12 protein-coding genes and 1 rRNA gene are annotated in these 19,684 nt (G+C 59.3%); 4 read left to right on the plus strand and 9 right to left on the minus strand.

Annotation, left to right across the window (positions count from 1 at the left end; genetic code table 11):
• The first annotated feature begins 144 nt into the window (after positions 1-144).
• The gene (locus AB4Y34_RS27470) at positions 145-1,362 is read left to right on the plus strand and encodes a chondroitin 4-O-sulfotransferase (RefSeq protein ID WP_368717801.1); all 1,218 of its coding nucleotides are present in this window, start codon (positions 145-147) and stop codon (positions 1,360-1,362) included.
• 48 nt (positions 1,363-1,410) lie between these two features.
• Here AB4Y34_RS27470 and AB4Y34_RS27475 read toward each other — a convergent pair whose 3' ends face one another.
• The 8 genes from AB4Y34_RS27475 to AB4Y34_RS27510 all read right to left on the minus strand — a co-directional run bounded on the left by AB4Y34_RS27475 (position 1,411) and on the right by AB4Y34_RS27510 (position 14,329).
• Entirely contained in the window at positions 1,411-3,663 is a 2,253-nt protein-coding gene (locus AB4Y34_RS27475) for a glycosyltransferase family 4 protein (RefSeq protein WP_255208907.1), read from the minus strand.
• A gap of 339 nt (positions 3,664-4,002) precedes the next feature.
• Entirely contained in the window at positions 4,003-5,664 is a 1,662-nt protein-coding gene (locus AB4Y34_RS27480; RefSeq protein ID WP_176381361.1) for a glycosyltransferase, read from the minus strand.
• A gap of 4 nt (positions 5,665-5,668) precedes the next feature.
• Positions 5,669-7,855, minus strand: a complete 2,187-nt coding sequence (locus AB4Y34_RS27485; protein ID WP_368717802.1) for a rhamnan synthesis F family protein — start codon at positions 7,853-7,855, stop codon at positions 5,669-5,671.
• 663 nt (positions 7,856-8,518) lie between these two features.
• Entirely contained in the window at positions 8,519-8,860 is a 342-nt protein-coding gene (cyoD, locus tag AB4Y34_RS27490) for a cytochrome o ubiquinol oxidase subunit IV (protein ID WP_368596298.1), read from the minus strand.
• A complete protein-coding gene (gene cyoC, locus AB4Y34_RS27495) occupies positions 8,861-9,466 on the minus strand; it encodes a cytochrome o ubiquinol oxidase subunit III (RefSeq protein WP_176381355.1) in 606 nt (201 codons plus the stop codon). It lies immediately after the preceding gene.
• Positions 9,466-11,487, minus strand: a complete 2,022-nt coding sequence (gene cyoB / locus AB4Y34_RS27500; protein WP_176381353.1) for a cytochrome o ubiquinol oxidase subunit I — start codon at positions 11,485-11,487, stop codon at positions 9,466-9,468. The genes cyoC and cyoB overlap by 1 nt, the downstream gene beginning before the upstream one ends.
• Positions 11,488-11,490: 3 nt before the next feature.
• Positions 11,491-12,384: a ubiquinol oxidase subunit II gene (gene cyoA / locus AB4Y34_RS27505; protein WP_176369838.1), complete on the minus strand. Its 894-nt coding sequence runs from the start codon at positions 12,382-12,384 to the stop codon at positions 11,491-11,493.
• Between the two features lie 388 nt (positions 12,385-12,772).
• A complete protein-coding gene (locus AB4Y34_RS27510) occupies positions 12,773-14,329 on the minus strand; it encodes an NADH-quinone oxidoreductase subunit M (RefSeq protein ID WP_368717803.1) in 1,557 nt (518 codons plus the stop codon).
• 680 nt (positions 14,330-15,009) lie between these two features.
• Here AB4Y34_RS27510 and AB4Y34_RS27515 point away from each other — a divergent pair.
• The 3 genes from AB4Y34_RS27515 to AB4Y34_RS27525 are packed head-to-tail and all read left to right on the plus strand — an operon-like array spanning position 15,010 to position 19,509.
• Complete coding sequence (locus AB4Y34_RS27515; protein ID WP_184228599.1) at positions 15,010-15,744, plus strand: ABC transporter ATP-binding protein; 735 nt, start codon at positions 15,010-15,012, stop codon at positions 15,742-15,744.
• Positions 15,734-18,313, plus strand: a complete 2,580-nt coding sequence (locus AB4Y34_RS27520; protein WP_368717804.1) for an FtsX-like permease family protein — start codon at positions 15,734-15,736, stop codon at positions 18,311-18,313. Before AB4Y34_RS27515 ends, AB4Y34_RS27520 begins: the two co-directional genes overlap by 11 nt.
• Positions 18,313-19,509 (plus strand): lipocalin-like domain-containing protein, encoded by a 1,197-nt coding sequence (locus tag AB4Y34_RS27525; protein WP_176381564.1) that lies wholly within the window; start codon positions 18,313-18,315, stop codon positions 19,507-19,509. Before AB4Y34_RS27520 ends, AB4Y34_RS27525 begins: the two co-directional genes overlap by 1 nt.
• A 73-nt stretch (positions 19,510-19,582) precedes the next feature.
• Here the strand turns inward: AB4Y34_RS27525 and rrf are convergent.
• Positions 19,583-19,684, minus strand: a 5S ribosomal RNA gene (gene rrf / locus AB4Y34_RS27530); the annotation flags it as partial.

The raw sequence follows: 19,684 nt of genomic DNA on the forward strand, positions 1-19,684 counted from the left end.
TACAGCGCCTATGCGGGCTTGTTGCTCACCAGTACATCGAGCCTTTTCGGGGGCTGCGCGGCTTTATATCACAACTGGTTGTTACACCTCGGGCCCGCCATTGGATTTAAAATTGAGGCTACCCAACACATAGCAATAACCTACGTGAGCAAACCTCTGTTCTTCATACATCCGCCGAAATGTGGCGGTTCCACTGTTATTTCCTTTTTTGACCTTAATCTCGATAGCGATAAGTTCATCAATTTCGTATGGGGTGGTGTATCTCAGGAAAAAACGCGAGAGCGATTTTTGGCAAGCGGAGTCGGCGGCGGTCATGATCCTATCGGCATTCATCGAGACCTCAAGATGCCGTTGGAATATTGCAGTATTTTGCGCGAGCCGCTCAGTCGGCAGACCTCGCATTACTGGTTCGCGCGTAATGGAAAAAACGGGGGCGTCGCACGCGGAGTTTCGGTTTCCGAGGCTGAAGCGCTGGCGCAAGGCGGTGAATTGTCTCTGGACGATTGGGTGGGCGAATCGTGCAGCGGCAAGAATCTGTTCGTGCACATGCTGAGCGGTCATGGCCGCGTGAACCGTGAAAGCCTCGAAATCGCGATTGAGAACGTCCGGCAACATATCCCGACAGTCGGTCTCTGTGAAGACATGAGCGATTTTCTGCTTCGTCTTTGCGGTAGAACCGGAATGCGTTTACCGTTCTTCATCCGTACGAATGTGACGGAAGGCGTGCCCAAAGAGCGCTCGCCGCTATCCGAGCGAGCCCGTGAAAAATTTGTCGAAGACAATCATCTGGACTACGAGTTGTACCAGTATGTGTGCGATGAGATCGCACGGGAAAGGGAGTCGTACGGCGCTATCTATACCCGGGCCATAGAAGCTGTTCGCCAGATTCAGCGGCGGATCGATGCTCTCGATAATCCCTATATTTATACCGGCAAGTCGAACATGTTCGGATTCGACGAAAATCATCTACGTATGGTGCGCGAGGTCGCTACTTCGGCTGATCTCTCTCCAATCGATGCATATATTGAGCTGGCGCAATCGCGTCGCCGCGAATGCGGCGACCTGTTCGATGGTTTCGTGGACGCAGTGAACGACGACATGGTGCACGGCTGGGCGGTGAATCTGAGCGTACCGGACAAATGCGTACCGATTGAAATATGGGTACGGGAAAAGCTGGTTGCGACGACGCTGACTGGCAACCCGCGGCCGGATGTGGCTGCTGCCGGCTATGCGTCGGAGCGTTGTGGCTTTGCTGTTCGGTTACCGGAGGAGGCGCAGGAGGGATTTAGAGTCAAGATTGCGGGATCTGCGCAAACGATACGATCTGCGGGGCCCTGGCAGCGGGGTTGGCATATGGCGTGAGACGCCGTCCGGGTCCGGTCGTGCTCGCTCGCGTTTGAGCCCTCCGCGTCAAATCCTCTTCGCCTCCACAATGTCGTTCAACCGCCGCTCATACGCGCGTGCGACTGCCTCAACTGAGTAGTCGCGCTCGATGCGCGCCTTCCCCGACAGTGCGATGCGCTCACGGAGTGGCGCATCGTCGATCATGCGTTTGAGCTGTTCCGCCGCGATCGATACGTCCGGATCGCACCAGTACTGACCTTCGGCGAACAGGTAGTCGCCGGGGCGCAGCGGCACGAGTTCGCCATCCACCAGGAAAGCGGTGTCGGGCTCGCAGAAATCGACGTTGCCCGAGAAATTCGTGACCACGACCGGCTGCCCCAACGCCATCGCCTCGGCGATCACACGGCCAAAACCTTCGCTACGGTGCAGCGAAATGTACGCGTCGCAGCAGGCCATGAAGTCGGTCGAGTCCTGGCGGCTCAGACGCTCGGACACGATGTGGATGCGGCTATCGCCCGCGGCCAGATCGAGCACGGCGCGCCACGCCGGATCGTCGTCGCGCACGTTCATCGCCTTGATGACGAGCCCGACGCCGGGCGAGCTGCTGCCAAACGCCTGCTTGAACGCCCGCACGCCGGCAAGCGGGTTCTTGCGGCTGAGCCACGAGTTGCCGTCGAACATCAGATAGAACAGAAATTCGTTGGTCGGCAGGCCAAAGCGTTCGCGCTTCGGCTCGAGCGGCGCGGGCACTTCGACCGCCATCGGCATCTGGTAGACCGGCGTGTCGCCGAGCCGGCTATAGACGCTCTGGACAAACCGGCTCTGCGCCCAGATCTCGTCGACCATCTGATGCACCTTGCCGAATGCGCTCGGCCAATGAGGCAGTTCCCACGGCCACGCGCCGATCTTGTGCGTCGGCGCGTCGATCAATTTACGGCCGCCTTCCAGCGCAAGGCGCACCATTTCGGGCGCCGGCAGGCAAATCAGGCTGATGCGATATTTGAGCTCATCGCTCAGGAGGTGATCGACCGAGTGATCAAGCCTCGCCGGCCCCTGCATCGGCGCGTTGATCAGCGTGACAGGCGTGGACGACATTTGCAGCACGCGCGCGGCCATGCGGGCATCTTCGCCCAGGCCGAGCACGCCTTGCGGGAAGCCAATCACGTTCACGCCATGCTCATAGCCGTCCCCTTCGATGCGCGCGAGGTAGCGGGCCGGCTCGCGCTCGTCGTCATCGCTGTCCTCTTTGGTGCTCCCGACCCGCCGTACCTTGAGCGATTCCAGCAACGGAAATTCGACTCTGGCCCACTCGTTCCACCAGCTTACGAGTTGAGAGCGGCCCGCTTCCGTATTCATGTCGAATGCGCTGCGTACGTCGGCGCGCTCGTTCGCGATCAGAATGAGAAAGCGCGGTAACAACGAGGCATCGGCATGCTGCTCGTCGTCGAGGTTGACCAGCAGTTCAGCTATACGGACAGCCGACCATTTGATGGCGCGATACTCATGCTGTCCGTCGCTGTCCCACCACGATAGGCACTTGATGCGTCCAATGAAGCTCTCCAACGAGCAGAACCCTTGAAGATCCGTACGCTCCTCGACGATCAGGCGTAGGAAACGAGGCAGCGGAAAACTGTCGGGATGCTCGCCCCATTCCATCTCGAACAGTGACGCGGGTAGAGCAGGCGGTACCCACTTGATCGTGCGATATTGGGATTGACCATGTTCAAGCCACCACGACAGGCAATCGAGCCGACCAATAAAGGTCTGCAGCGAACCGAACGCGGTCTGGAGGTCCGGCCGTTCCGCGACGATCTGCGACAGGAAGCGCGGCACGTGCGGCCCGTCGTTGATGGAAGGCTGCGCGGGTTCGAGCAGCCCGCCGCCGATCGGCGGCGGTGTCCACGTGATCCGCTTGTACTCGAGGTGGCCATGCTCTGCCCACCAGTTCAGGCAACCGAGCCGTCCGGTCAGCGTAGTCAGGTCGAAGGCGCTGCGCAGATCGGGGCGCCCGGTCGTAATGAGCGCGAGAAAGCGCGGCAACGGTATGTTGCCGGACTGGGGCGCGTCGATCGGCCCCAGCATTTCGGGCCAGGAAATCGGTTCCAGCAAGGTTTCGACAAGTTGCTTCGTGTCGAGCACGCTCGGCGCCGCCGCGACCAGCCAGAATGTAACTGCGTCCGGATGCTGATCGATTAGCGTCTTGTTGTCCAGTTGATACAGATATTCAAGATCTTCCTGACGAAGCGCCCAATCGAAATCCGGGTACGTCTCACGCGCCGTCATTTCCCACCAGAAGTACAGCGTTACGCGATCGTCCAAACGGTCCGAATCGAAAGGCGCAAGGTCGGCTCTAAATTTCACCAGGAAGTAAATCGCACTCGGCAGGCAGAACCGCTCTTCCGGCGACGGGTGCCAGTACTCTGACAGCCACCCTGTCTTGTTTCTTTTCTGTTCCAGATTAACCAAGTTTTGCAATCCTTGAAGCCCATGCGAATGTCAAGTCGTCAACTTCACGTCCACCGCACCTAGCTCGCAAGCAGCACCACCAAAATCATTCCTCTTCGCCAGTCGGCGATGACGACTTCGACGTCGCTGTTCATTAGGCGCATGAAGTCGGCCGTGCTTGCCGGCGCGGCGCGATTATTCAACGCCGAGCAGTTACTTGCGAATGAAATAAACGTCCTGGTTGTCGTCCCAGCCACCAACGATACGTTCCACGATCGTCAGTCTGAATTCTTCGCAGAAAGTCCGAAGCCAGCGTTCCGGAATCATTGAAACACCGTAACGTTCCCCGAGATCCCTGGCGACTTTCGCTGCTGACGATTTCGTAGTTTGAGAGTCAACAAAGGCGTATTCTCCGGCGTCGTAAGACGAAAGCAAGCGTTTTCGCGCTTCCTCGCCTACCGAATAGCAATCCGTTTCGCTTAGACGTTCCCTCGACCGCGCGCCGTGTGTGGTTACGACACCAATACCGCCAGACCTGATCTTGCTGAAGAAATGCTTCATTGCCGATCGGGCGTCTGCCTGCGAAAGATGGGTGATGAAAGACTCCAGTGCAGCGACGTCGAACCTTGCGTTTTCGATTGACGCAAATTCAAACAGTGGGCGAACGATGTGATGACCGTGTACGCCGAAGGTCGAACTGCAAAAGTCGACAGCGGGCGCCACGATATCGGCAACATGGACATCAGACGCCTTATATTTCTTGACGAGATGCCGGGTGGCGCGTCCGTAACCACAGGGAAGCTCAAGGATTGTCGGGTCTTTGACACCGGACAAGTTGGCAGCCCGCTGCACAAATTCCGCCATCTGCGAACCGACCGACTCGTAGTGGGCTAAGGAACCCTCGAACACGTCGTCGTTGGGATGAATCGGTGCCGCGCCTGCGATCTCGACTTTCGGCTTGTCGACGGAGCCGGAGGCGACAGACTCAGCGAATACCTCGTCTACTCCCAATTCTCTCAGGGCATTTCGGATTGTCAGATTTCCAGCTTTGTTTTGCAAACCAAGCTTGTTCTTAACGGTCTCACTGAGTCGGGTAATTCTGCGTCGGGCCTCGATCAACGCGGCGACCTGTTCGTATTCGCGCAAGCGGTCCCCACTGAGCTTGCCTTCCGCCCCGGTAACGCCCGTCGAATTGCTCAGATCGGATTTGATGTAATAGTCACCGACGATGGTCCCAACCAATTTAAAATCTGAAGGATACGCGGCCGTAACGCGCAGCAGAAGATCGTAATCTTCCTCCCAAGTCAGCAGGGTATCGAAATAGAGTTCTGCAAAAGCAATCGATCTATCGATCAGATAGGAGTGAATCGGGCAGAAGTTGGCCACGAAAAGGTCCTCGAGACCTTCGCCAGGAAAAACCTTGGAGTCCGCGCGTGCAGCCACGATAAATTGCGGGGATACATCGGCGTGGACCACTCTGACAGATGAGAAGGCGATCGCGGCGTTGCTGGCCTTCAACTGGCCGACCAGAAGACTGTAAGCTTCCGGATACAAGACATCATCGTAGTCGAGAAAAGCGACGTACTGACCGGTTGCGTTGGATAGGCCCAGATTCAACAGTTCTGTTCGTGCATCTTTAGGTTCTTCCGCAGTGAAATTCACTATTTTCAGCGACGGGGCATCGTGCATCTTCAGCAAGCGCGCGAGCGATGCCTCTACCTGCGCAATATCAGAAGGCGAGAACCTCTGTAACGTGACGATGATATTGAGTGGACGATAGGTTTGCCCGACCAGCGAGAAAACGCAACGTTCCAGCTCTTTGAGGCGCTTGACGTCGTGAAGCCTAACGATACAGTCGACTTGATTTTCAATCATGGTTTTACCAACGCGGTTTCGCGAAGCTTGTATGTGCGGTGAAATCGGCGATCTTGCTCCACTCAACGGGAACAGGCTCTGGGTAATGCTGGGGTAACTGCTTCCCCAAGCCAGCCATTTCGCTCTGCACCCAATGCTCAAACTCCGCGCCACGCCACTTCCTGGCCAGCAAGCAAGCAGATGTGTAGATCATTTCCACCGTCGATACGCTCATCTTGCGATTGGTGACACGATGAAGGAAGAGTGCTTGCGGACAAGTTTTCAGACTGAAACCAAGCGCTCTGGCACGCCACGAGAGGTCGACATCTTCGCAATACATAAAGAAGCTGTCATCGAATCCGCCCAATTCCTCGAAGCACGTCCGGGAAATTGCCAGGCATGCACCCGAAACCCAAGGAGTTTCAAGTGTCAGGGGATCGTAGGGCTTGGGGTGTTCGGATGGAAATTGAAGTGCTTCGACCAATGATCTTCCGTCTGCTGCCAATACAGCTTTAACCAGGCTGCCAATCGCGTCCGGATGCAAAATTCCATCAGGGTTAAGGCAAATATAAATATCCGCATCGTCTTTGAAAGCCGCCCGCATCAACCTATTGTGACCGGCGCCAAAGCCGACATTTCCCTCGGATTGCAAGCGTGTCAGGAAGCTGCGGTCCAGATCGTAATGTTCGGTCGAGTTACCGTTATCGAGCAGGTAGAGATTGTTCTCCACCGGCAAGCCCGCCTCTGACAGAGAGATACGAGCCGCTTCGATCGCACGCTGAAGTTCCGCCCGGTCATTGTTATACGTAACGATGCCAATCGCGATTTTTGTGTCATGCGGAATTTTGAAAGGCAAACCGAGAGCTCGTTGCTGAATGACGTCAGCTAATCGTCGAGGCGGCTCAGCGATCGGCGTAGGCCGAACAGCGCGGATCTTGACACCCTTTGGGTCAAGAAGACGAAAGACGTAATGATTGGCAAATGCTTTTAAATCGGGAGCAGAAGCGATGGCAATCATTGCTGGCGTTTTGTCATACAGCTCTGGCCGCGCGATTTTCATCCAATGGAAACCTGCATGCTCGCAAGCGTAGAAGAAAAGCCGCTCGATGGAATGTGCGAGCGTGGCGTCGGTCTGATTAGCTTCAGCCGGAAAATCGTCAAAGCTCAGATTCAATTCGACCAGATTTTTCAGGGCTGCCGCCCGCGTCCAAAACATCGAACCCGATGGGAAATCCAGTGGTGTCGATTTGTCTATACCGAAACCGAGACGGTTTGCAAGCTTCTGCGCGCCGTCGAAGTTGCCTCCCCAGTTGGTCCAATGCCGCATCGTTTCAAAATGCTGCGCTGCAATCATGCCGAGGGTGGGATCATGCTCGAATGCGTAAAGAACACTGCTGACGACTTCGGCCGAACCGCAAAGGCTTTCGAGAAGGAAATGACGCCATTGAGCCAATGCACTTGCATGATGCGATCGCTTCCCATGCAGACATAGAATGAAGTCGTACCGCTCAAAAACGGGCTTGAATGCAAGCAATTTTGGCGCGATGTCGCGACCTCGATTTGGGACAACCCGAACTTCGACCGTACCTTTCGCCCAGCCCTTGAAAGCGTTCTGGATCAATTCGGCCGAGAATGAATCACAAGTCGATATATACACATCGACATCGACCGGGATGTTGTTCAGATACACACGGAACTCTGGCGCGAGTTCTGGATAAAACAAATGGATGACTGCGGCGACGCGATCCGTTTTCAACTGTTTCAACGTCGGAAACTGAAACGGAACCTTGACGCTATAGTCAATTTCGATAGGACGGCCAGCCTCGGGAGGCGTCACCGGCGGCAGTGGAGCGCTTTCTAACTGAACCGACGGCATGACTCGCTTCAAGTGCTTGGTCAGAGGATGCAGGAATCGCGTCCATGAACGACGTGGCCCTGCGATGGACTGCGCAGATGTCTCGCGCATTGTCGCCACTTCGGCCGCTGCCGCATCCGCGATCGCGCGATATCGGCTTTCGATCGCTTTGATTCTGCTCCGCTCGTCCAGAATCATGTCGCGCAGCATTAGACGGTTCTCGTCTTTGCGCCAGAAGTGCTGGGCTGTATCTAAGGGTCGCGCATTTGTCACGGTATTTGGCGCGTCCGGGCGCTCCTCGGTCGCTACTTCAAGCGAGGAGAACACAGGATCCTGTTCCGTTGTAATCGAATTCATGCGATAGCAAAAGTTGTGGAATATGCGAGACCGAAACTGTGTGGCTTGACGCAAGACCGGCCGCCCAGGAGTCAACGACCGCCTACTCAATTAGGCCGGCTGCATTGTACCTGAGGATCTGCCGCAGATTTTCACATGGGAATTACCGATCGAATCAGCAACAAACCTCTTCCGACTCTCAAGACGGAATCTCTAGAAGTCCTTCCTTCCAAACCTTACGGTCGCCGCGCACTAGTAGTGAGCAAAGGAATCCAGAGCGCCACTCTAAAGTTTTCCCAATGAAATCAATAGGCTCGAATTGACCAATAGATCATCTCGGATCTAATGTCCATAGCGCCGATCCTAAGACCAAATGCGCCTAGGAAATAGCGATTGGAACACGTCCGGAATTCATGTTGTTATGTTGCGACTTGTGTCTTCAACCTGGTGGTCCGTTGGAGAATTAGCAAGCGTCTCGGGGTAGATACGGGCGAACGTGGACCGCGATTGCCCTATTGCGACGGCCTTTGGCGATTCGCATCGCTCCTGCATATCGATGACGTTTTCGTATTCCGCGCGCCACGAGCACAGCAAAAAGCAAACCGTCCAGACAAAGCAAAAGCCCCGCAAGATTTCAATCTTGCGGGGCCTTTTTACCGATGCTAACGCTAAAGCGTTATCCGCTTAGCGCGACATCATGTTCATACTGACGTTATGCATCACCCACAACGTGCCGCCCACCACGATAACCGCGGTCAACGCAGTGAACACAAACGCCGTCACGTTCCAGCGCTGCGACGACGACGTGTTCATATGCAGGAAGAACACCAAGTGCACGAGGATCTGCACAAGCGCGAGGCCCGCGATCGCGAACAACGCACTATGGCCGGTCAACGTACCGGTCATTACGATCGCGAATGCCGCGACGGTCAGAATCACGGATAGCACGAAGCCCGTCATGTAGCTGCCGAAGCTGCCGTGACCGCCTTCCGAGTGTGCGCCATGGGCGCTATGGCTATGGTCCATTTAGATCACGCTCGCAAGATAGACAAAGGTGAAAACGCCGATCCACACGACGTCGAGGAAGTGCCAGAAAAGGCTCAGGCACGTCAGACGGATCATGTCGCGTTCGGTCAGGTCGCGATGACGCATCACCTGCAGCGCCAGCACCACCATCCAGATCAGGCCGAACGTCACGTGCAGACCGTGCGTGCCGACCAGCGTGAAGAACGACGACAGGAACGCGCTGCGGCTCGGACCCGCGCCTTCGGCGATCATGTGCGAGAACTCGCGCAATTCCAGTACGAGGAACGAGAGACCCAGCAGGAAAGTCACGCCGAGCCAGCCGAGCAGCGCGCCCTTGCGGTTCTTGTGCGCGCCGAGCATCGCAAAGCCGTAGGTGATACTCGAGAGCAGCAGCATCGTCGTTTCGAGCGCGACGCCGGGAATCTCGAACAGGTCCTTACCGCTCGGACCACCCGCGAACTGCTGGCTCATCACCGCGAACACTGCGAACAGGGCCGCGAAGATGATGCAGTCGGTCATCAGGTACACCCAAAAGCCGAACACCGAGTGCGACGGCACGTGGTCCGGCGCGAGATGCGGCTCAACCGCAATAGTCTTCTGTAACATCAGTCCACCTCCAGCGCGACCTGCTTGCCGACGCTTGCGCCGACACCGGCCACGGCGCCAGCACCGCCGTTGCGTTTCTCTTCAATCAGCGCGACAGTGTCGGCCGGTATGTAATAGCCGTCGTTGTCCATGAAGCTGTAGACGATCACGGTGACGATCGTGCCAACCAAGCCAACGATCGCAAGCCACCAGATGTGCCACACGGCTGCAAATCCGAGCACCAGCGAGAACAGCCCCACCAGCAGACCCGCGGACGTATTCGACGGCATGTGAATGTCGCGATACGCCGGCACTTTGACACCGCCCTTGCGCGACTTCATTTCGGTGAACGCGTCGAGCGAGCGGACGTCCGGGATGTGCGCGAAGTTATAAACCGGCGGCGGCGAGCTCGTCGCCCATTCCAGCGTATGACCGTCCCACGGATCGCCCGTGAGGTCGCGGTTTTCCATCTTGTTGCGATCGCGGATGCTGACGACCAGTTGCAGCAACTGGCAAGCGATACCGATTGCGATCAGCACCGCGCCGAACGCGGCGATGATCATCCACGGATGCCAGTCCGGGTTGTCGTAGTGGTTCAGACGACGAGTCGCGCCCATGAAGCCGAGCACATACAGCGGCGTGAATGCGACCCAAAAACCAATCTGCCAGAACCAGAACGCGGCCTTGCCGAGCTTCTCATTCAGCTTGAAGCCGAACGCCTTCGGGAACCAGTAGTTGAAGCCGGCCAGATAGCCGAACAGCACGCCACCGATAATCACGTTGTGGAAGTGAGCGATCAGGAACAGGCTGTTGTGCAGCATGAAGTCCGCGCCCGGGATCGCCAGCATCACGCCGGTCATACCGCCGATCGTGAACGTGATGATGAAGCCGATCGTCCACAGAACCGGTGTCGTGAATTGCAGACGGCCCTTGTAGATCGTAAACAGCCAGTTGAACACCTTAACGCCGGTCGGAATCGAGATCACCATCGTCGCGATGCCGAAGAACGCGTTCACGTCCGCGCCCGAACCCATCGTGAAGAAGTGATGCAGCCACACGAGAAACGACAGCACCATGATCGCGCAGGTCGCCCAGACCATTGTCTTGTAGCCGAACAGCGGCTTCTTCGCGAAGGTCGCGACGACTTCCGAGAAAATACCGAACGCCGGCAGGACCAGGATGTACACCTCGGGGTGACCCCATGCCCAGATCAGGTTCAGGTACAGCATCGCGTTGCCGCCGGCTTCGTTCGTGAAGAAGTGCATGCCGAGGTAACGGTCGAGACCGAGCAGCGCGAGCGTGACGGTCAGGATCGGGAACGACGCCATGATCAGCACGTTCGCGCACAACGAGGTCCACGTGAACACCGGCATCTTCATCCACGACATGCCCGGAGCGCGCATCTTCACGATCGTCACGAAGAAGTTCACACCAGTCAGCAACGTGCCGACACCGGAGATCTGCAGACTCCACAGGTAGTAATCGACGCCGACACCTGGACTGAACTGCAATTCCGACAACGGCGGATAAGCGAGCCAGCCCGTCTGTGCAAATTCACCAACCACCAGCGAAATGTTGATCAGGATCGCGCTGACTGCCGTCAGCCAGAAGCTCAGCGAGTTGATGAACGGGAAAGCGACGTCGCGCGCGCCGATCTGCAGCGGCACGATGATGTTCATCAAACCGATCATGAACGTCATCGCCATGAAGAAGATCATGATGACGCCGTGCGCGGTGAAGATCTGGTCGTAGTGATGCGGCGGCAGATAGCCTGGGCTCAGGTACGACAGCGCCAGTTGCATACGCATCATGATTGCGTCGGCAAAGCCGCGCAACAGCATGATGAACGCAACGACGATGTACATGACACCGATCTTCTTATGGTCGACGGACGTCAGCCATTCGCTCCACAGGTAGCGCCATTTGCCGAAATACGTGATTCCGCCGAGCACCGCCAGCGCGGCGAGGGCCATGCCGGCGCCCGCCGTGACGATGATGGGCTCGTGATACGGAATCGCATCGAGAGTTAGTTTTCCGAACATGAGTTACCCCTTGGGCGCACAGTTGGCGTCTTTCATGTTGTCGATGACGTTGCCGTTGTTGTATTTGGCAATGATGTTGTTGAAGAGCTTCGGATCGACGGTCGAGAAGTACCGCACAGGGTCCTTTTCGCTCGGCTCCGACACCGCGTGATAGCGGTCCATGTCGAGGCGGTCCGACGAAGCGCGCACCTTCTCAACCCAGGCGTTGAATTCTTCAGGCGACGAGGCGAGCGTACGGAACTTCATGTCCGAGAAGCCCTTGCCGCTGAAGTTCGCCGCGAGGCCCGCGTAGTCACCGGTGTGATCGGCGATCAGGTGCAGGCGAGTCTGCATGCCTGCCATCGCGTAGATCTGGCCGCCCAACTGCGGGATGAAGAATGAGTTCATCACCGTGTCCGACGTAATCCGGAAGTTCACCGGCGTGCCGACCGGGATCGCGAGCTGGTTCACCGATGCGATACCGAGGTCCGGATAGATGAACAGCCACTTCCAGTCGAGCGCGACGACTTCGACGTTGATCGGCTTGACCTGCGACTCGAGCGGACGATACGGGTCGAGCTCATGCGTGCTCTTCCACGTCAACACGGCGAGGAACAAAATGATCAGCGCCGGAATCGTCCAGACGACGACTTCGATCGCGGTGGAATGCGTCCACCCCGGTTTGTATTCAGCGTTTCTGTTCGACGCGCGATAACGCCACGCGAAAAACAGTGTCATCAGAATGACCGGCACCACGACAATCAGCATGGCCCACACCGAAGTCGCGATCAGATCACGCTCCGCGAGTCCCACACTCCCCTTCGGATTCAGAATATCGAGGTTGCTGCAACCCGAAAGCAGCAACATGAGGCTGGCGGAAATGAAACTTGCCGGCCTTCCCAGCGCCCGTCCTTTCATATCCACTGCCTCGTTTTTTTGACTTCAACGAACGTCATTCGACGGCTCTCCAGTAATAAGCGCTCGCATAATAGGGGGGCATCGAATGCTAATAAACACTCGAATTTGCAACGATCTATTGCATCGCGCCGCAGTGCGACACGTTGCCGCATTCCCCGCACACCCTATTCACCAGCGTCGTTTGCGACGCTTCGAAACGAAGCATCGAAAAGTTGACGCATCGCAAGATCCCATTCAAATAAGCACTGGAAAAGCCGGACGCGCAGCGGTTTCGCAGTACTTCGTCGAGCATGCATTCACAAAGGGATTCGTAGCGACGCGCAAAAGCGCAAAATCGTCGCCGCATCCTGACGCGCGGATGCGACAACGGTTCTTGCGCTCTGTTCTTTTAACCCGGATTGTGCGTGGCGACGGGTGCCGGTCCGGGCGCCGCCGCCTGCAGATGCTCGCCAGCTTCGGCCGGCACGTTGTCAGAAGGAAGCGCCGAGCGTTCGGATTGCGCTAGCAGCGTGCCGACCGACGGATCGATCGCATCGGTAAACGGCTTCGGATTGAGACCGATCGCGAGCACCAGCAACGCCAACGCACCGAGCAGCGCGAACTCGCGCTTGCCGAGGTCCTTCAGATTCGCGACGCGCGCATTGGCGATCGCGCCGAAGATCACGCGCTTATACATCCACAGCGTGTAGGCCGCGCTCAGGATCAGCGTGGTCGCGGCGATCGTGCCGATCCAGAAGTTGAAGCGGATCGCGCCCATCAGCACCATGAATTCGCCGACGAAGCCCGACGTGCCCGGCAGACCGATGTTGGCCATCGAGAACAGCATCACGAAAGCGGCAAAGCGCGGCATCGTGTTGGCGACGCCACCGTATTCGGCGATCGATGCGCTTTTCGTGCGGTCGTAGAGCATGCCAGTGCACAACAGCATTGCGCCGGACACCACGCCATACGAGATCATCTGCACGATTGCGCCGCCCTGGCCGAAGCGGTTGAAGACGAACAGACCGAGCGTGACGAGGCCCATATGCGCGACCGTCGAATACGCGAGCAGGCGCCGCATGTCGGTTTGCACGAGCGCGAGCAGGCTCGAATAGATCACCGCGACGAGCGACAGCGTGATCATCATCGGCGCAAAGAAGTGGCTCGCTTGCGGCGCGATCGGCAGCGCAAAACGCAGCAGACCGTAACCGCCGATCTTCAGCATGCCGATCATCACCGCGGCGCCGGTGGGACCGTCGAGGTGCACGTCGGGCAGCCACGTGTGCAGCGGCCACATCGGCACCTTCACGCCGAACGCGGCGAGGAAGCCGAGGAAGATCAGCGTCTGCGGCACCATGTCGAGATGCGCTTCGCGCCACACGGCGAGATCGAAGCTGTGCGTCTGGCTATACAGATATAGCAGCGACATCAGCATCATCAGCGAGCCGAGGAACGACACGAAGAAGAACTTCACCGCCGCATAAGTGCGGTTCTTGTGACCGTACGTGCCGATCAGCAGATACAGGGGGATCAGCGTCGCCTCGAATGCGATGAAGAACATCATGCCGTCGAGCGACGCGAACACGCCCTGCATGAAACCCGACAGCATCAGGAAAGCGCCGTAGTACTGCGCGGTACGCTGAGTGATCGACTCCCACGACGCGATCACGATGATGATCGTCGTCAGCGCGGTCAGCGCGACGAGCCACAGCGAAATCCCGTCGATTCCCACATGCCATGCGATATCGAACGTCGGCGACCAGCGGACGTTCTCGACGAACTGCATCGAGGTCACGTCGTTGCGGAAATTCGCCACGACCGGAATCACCGGCAAGAAGCCCGCCACCGCGCCGATCAGCGCGAGCCAGCGCGTACGATTACGCGCCGCGTCGGACCCGGCGCGCAGAACCACGAAGCCGGCGACGATGGGGATCCAGATGAGAAGACTTAGGAGAGGCAATGGCATGTGCTCTGTCAAAACTTGAAGTACAAAACGCTGCGTCAATGCCGCCAAAAACAGCAGGCATTGAAATTGAAATGAAAGTTGGAGTGCGCTGAAATTGACGCGTGGAGGGGTTTCCCGCTACACGTTTACCCGCAGCCGACCGACCGAGGGTGGGAGATTACCAAGATAAGAATAATTTTGCATCGCAGCAGCGAATAAATCCCTTCGGATTAGATTGTTGCGACTTGGACGCTTGCAAAACGGATCAAAATGTGCGTTTTCACTTTATTACAAAGGCCCCGCAGACTCTTGATAATTTGGCAGCAAAAGTCGGCAATTAGCCGGAGGTTGGCCGCTTTTAGGCATCGCCTGTTTGTGTGGCCGGATCGGCTGGAACGGATCCTGCTGGACCGTCCTTTTCGGCCGGCGGCGACACCCGCATTTGAACAAGATTTGCGTTGTCGACGACAAAAAATTTTTTTGTCCCGGCTGTCTGAATCGACCGGCGAACAGGGGCAACGAGGCCGAGCGCATCGGAGCAAGATGCGCTAAAACTGTGCCACCGAGGCGCGCCAATCTTCCATTTGCCTTACGAAAAACAGCGTTTCGCCTGGTAGCTGCTGCGGAAATTCGCGCGGCGAGGCACACTCATTTCGCTTGGCCGGCGCCCCTCGCCCGGCCCCTTTCCCGGACCTCCTCGCATGGCGCTTCGTGACGACGACGTCGTACCCGCACTCGAATGCCGCGGCCTCAGCAAGCGGTACGGCACCGGCCGCATCGTGCTCGCGCAGCTCGACTTCACGCTCGCTGCGGGAGAGTTCGTCGCGATCATGGGCGACTCGGGCGTTGGCAAGTCGACGTTGCTCAACCTGATCGCCGGACTCGACCGCGCCGATAGCGGCAGTGTGCTGATCGACGGACGCCCGGTCGAGCAACTCGACGATAACGCCGCGACGCGTCTGCGCCGCCAGAAGCTCGGCTTCGTATTCCAGGCGTTTCATGTGCTGCCGCATCTGACGCTCGCGCAGAACGTCGCGCTGCCACTGCTGCTCAACGATCTGCCGACGGCCGCCGCGCTCGACATGCTCGCGGCGGTTGGCCTCGGCGGACGCGGCGACGACTTTCCGCGCGATCTCTCCGGTGGCGAATTGCAGCGCGTAGCCATTGCACGCGCGCTCGTGCATCGTCCAACGCTGCTTCTCGCCGATGAACCCACCGGCAATCTCGATCCCGCCACCGCGCACGACGTGCTCGGCCTGTTCCGCGCGCAAAGCAAGGCGACCGGCGCGGCGACGATCATGGTCACGCATTCGGAAGCCGCGGCAGCCGTGGCCGACCGCGTACTGATTCTGAGCGATGGCGGCTTGCATGCCGCGCGCGATAAAGCCGCGAACGTCGCGCACGCCGCGGCCCGCTCGACCGACGATGGCAGCTGACCTTCAGCCACTGCCGCGCGCGCCCGGCTATCGCGTTCTCGCACGCTGGCTACTGGCCGCGGAATGGCGCAGCCATCGCGGACGCGCACTCGTCGCAATCGCGACGATCGCGCTCGGCGTCGCGCTCGGCTACGCGGTGCAATTGATCAACAGCGCGGCCTTCAATGAATTCTCCGCGGCCGCGCGCAGTCTGTCCGGGGAAGCGGATCTGCAAGTGCGCGGCGCGCAGCCTTTCGTCGACGAGTCCCTTTATCCGCAGCTGGCCCACGAGCCGGGCGTGGCGCTAGCGAGTCCCGTGCTCGCGCTCGACGTCGCGGTGCCCGGCCGCAACGGTGCACTGCCCGTTCTCGGCATCGACGTCTTCAAGGCGAGCCGGATCACGCCCGATCTGATCGGCGTACCCTCGCCTGAGCGCCCGTTCGACACGCTCGCCTCCGATGCGATATTTCTGTCGACGGCCGCGCAGCAATGGCTGAACGTCAAGACCGGCGACGACGTGACGCTGCGGGTCGGCACCTCGGATCTGCAGTTGCGCGTCGCGGGCGGGCTCGTGCGCACGCGGCCGGGTCAACGGCTCGCAGTGATGGACATCGCCGCCGCGCAATGGCGGTTCGGCAAGGTGGGCAAGCTGTCGCGCGTCGACGTGCAACTCGAGCGCGGCGTCGATCGGCAACGCTTCAAACGCGATCTGCAACAGCGGCTCGGCGGCGCGTGGGTAGTCGCCGAGACGCGCGACACTGAGAGCCGCACCGATCGTCTGTCGCGTGCTTACCGGATCAACATGAACGTGCTCGCGCTCGTCGCGCTGTTCACAGGCGCGTTCCTCGTGTTTTCGACGCAGGCGCTCGGTGTCGTGCGACGCCGCTCGCAGTTCGCAATGCTACGCGTGCTCGGCCTCACGCGAGCTCAGCTATTGCGGCAGATTCTGCTCGAAGGCGCGCTGCTCGGGCTACTCGGTTCGTTGTTTGGACTTGCGCTCGGCTACGCGATGGCAAGCGGTGCGCTGCGCTTTTTCGGCAGCGATCTTGGCGGCGGCTATTTTCCGGGTGTGCAACCGCGAGTCGGTTTCGAGCCGCTCGCGAGCGCGGTGTTTCTCGCGCTCGGGGTCGCGGTGTCGGTGTTGGGCAGCGTCGCGCCCGCCATCGACGCGGCACGCGCACGGCCTGCCGCGGCACTCAAGGCCGGCGCCGAGGAAACCGCGCTGGTGCGGCTCGCGACGCCGTGGCCGGCGTTCGGCTGTTTGCTGGCGGCCGCCGCGCTGACGCGCGTGCCGCCGTGGTTCGATGCGCCGATTGCTGGTTATCTGGCGGTCGCGTTGCTGCTCGTCGGCGGCATCGCACTAATGCCGCGCGTGACCGCGCTGATTTTTGGTGCGGCGAGCCGTGTGCGCGGCGCGCGACGCCGCGCGGGCGCGACGACTACGCTCGCGATTGCGCGTCTCGCGAATGCGCCGGGGCAGGCCTCGATCGCGATGAGCGGCGTGCTGTCGAGCTTCGCGCTGATCGTCGCGATGGCGATCATGGTGGCCAGTTTCCGCGTATCCGTCGACGACTGGATCACGCATCTGCTGTCCGCGGATCTCTATGTGCGCGTAACCTCCGGCGGCAATAGCGGTGACAGTGGCGGCTTGCGGCCCGACCAACAGACGCGCATCGCGACGGTCCCCGGCATCCGCCACGCTGCGTTTTCGCGCATCACGCATCTGACGCTCGATCCCGCCCGCCCGGACGTCGCGCTGCTCGCCCGCGAGATCGATGCGGCCGATCCGGGTGCGACCCTGCAGATGACCGGCGCGGTGCTGTCGCCGTCCGCGCTTCGCACCGGAGACATACCTATTTGGGTTTCGGAAGCAATGGTCGACCTGTATGGGTATCAGTCAGGTCAACACGTGCGGTTGCCGCTCGGCGAGCATGGTCAGATGTTCGTCGTCGCCGGCGTCTGGCGCGACTATGCGCGGCAGAGCGGCGCGATTCAGATACGGCTTGACGATTATCGGCGGCTCACCGGCGACTCCACCGCAACCGATGTCGCGGTGACTGTCCAGCCGGGCGTGAGTGTCGAACGCGTCGTCGCAAGTTTGAAGGCGTTGCCGTTCGGCGCTTCGCTCGATTTGTCGCAACCGGGGGAGATCCGTGCGCACACGCTGGTCATCTTCGATCGCAGTTTCGCGGTCACGTATCTGCTCGAGGCGGTGGCCATCGTGATCGGCTTGTTCGGTGTCGCCGCGACGTTTTCCGCGCAGACGCTCGCGCGCGCCCGCGAGTTCGGGATGTTGCGCCACGTCGGCGTGACGCGCGCGCAGATTTTTGCGATCCTCGCATCGGAGGGCGGCCTGCTCACCGCATCCGGAATTGCGCTGGGTTTCGCGCTTGGTTTCGCGATCAGCCTGATTCTCGTGTTCGTCGTCAATCCGCAGTCGTTTCACTGGAGCATGTCGCTGCATGTGCCGTGGTTCGTGCTGGGCACGGTCGCGTTGGTGATGCTAGTGCTGTCGTGCACGACGGCGGTGGTAGCGGGACGGGCTGCGGTCTCGGTGGATGCCGTGCGCGCGGTGAAGGAGGACTGGTGATGCGAGTTGTGCGGCGTGCGTGGGGGATGCGATTGCTTTGGAGCACCAGCAAATCTTCACTCCCATACCCTCATCGAACTTTTCGGAGCCTACTTTGCGTTGGCATAGCCGCTGCGTCGCCCTCTTTTGCCGCTAGCAGCGACTCCTCTGCATCCGCGCCGGCCGCCTTCGCGGTAGTCACGCCAGAACATCTGATCTCGTTTCCGCGCGACACCGGTGCCCATCCGGAATTCCGCACCGAATGGTGGTACGCGACGGGCTGGCTCACGACACCCGACCACCAACCGCTCGGATTCCAGATCACGTTCTTCCGTTCGGCGACTGGTCACGATGCCACCGACCCCAGCGCCTTCGCCCCCTCGCAACTGATCATTGCGCACGCTGCGCTGAGCGATCCGGCCATCGGCCACCTCGTTCACGATCAACGCATCGCCCGGCAAGGTCTCGGGCTTTCCTACGCGAAGCCCGACAACACCAACGTCAAACTCGACGCATGGAAAATGATTCGCGCCGCGGACGGTCACTACGACGTCACCGCCGACGCAAGCGGATTCTCGCTACACCTCCAACTCACGCCAACGCAGCCACCGCTGATTCAGGGCGAGCGCGGCTACTCGCGCAAAGGACCGCGTCCCGAACAGGCAAGCTATTACTACAGCGAACCGCAACTCAGCGTGACGGGCACTGTGGTGCGCCCGGCCGCGGGTGCAAACGATTCGACGCGCAATGCTGCCGTGACGGGCACCGCATGGCTCGATCACGAATGGTCGAGCACATTGCTCGACGCCAATGCGGTCGGATGGGATTGGCTCGGCGCCAATTTGACGGACGGGTCGGCGCTCATGGCATTCAAGATCCGTAGCCGCGATGGACATGCAACATGGGCCCACGCGACGCTTCGCAGACGCGATGGACAGGTAGCCAACTTCGGCCCCGGCGAAGTTTCGTTCACCCCGCATCGCATGTGGCGGTCGCCGCACACAAATACTTTGTACCCAGTCTCGATGACGGTTAGAACCGGAACGCTGACATGGCAACTCGATCCGCTGGTGGACGATCAGGAACTCGATTCGAGACAGTCGACCGGCGCGGTGTATTGGGAAGGCGCGGTGCGAGTGAGCCAACAGAATGCCGATGTAGGACGGGCCTATCTGGAACTGACGGGTTATGCGGATGCGCTGCGGATCGGAAAGTAGTGAAGCGCGCGGAATTGACCGCGTAAACGCAAAAACCCCACCGCTGCGGGTGGGGTTTCTGGCTTTTGGGGGAGCCTGACGATTACCTACTTTCACACGGGCAATCCGCACTATCATCGGCGTGGAGTCGTTTCACGGTCCTGTTCGGGATGGGAAGGGGTGGGACCGACTCGCT

The organism is Paraburkholderia sp. BR10954, assembly GCF_040965775.1.
GTDB classification, from domain to species: Bacteria; Pseudomonadota; Gammaproteobacteria; order Burkholderiales; family Burkholderiaceae; genus Paraburkholderia; species Paraburkholderia youngii.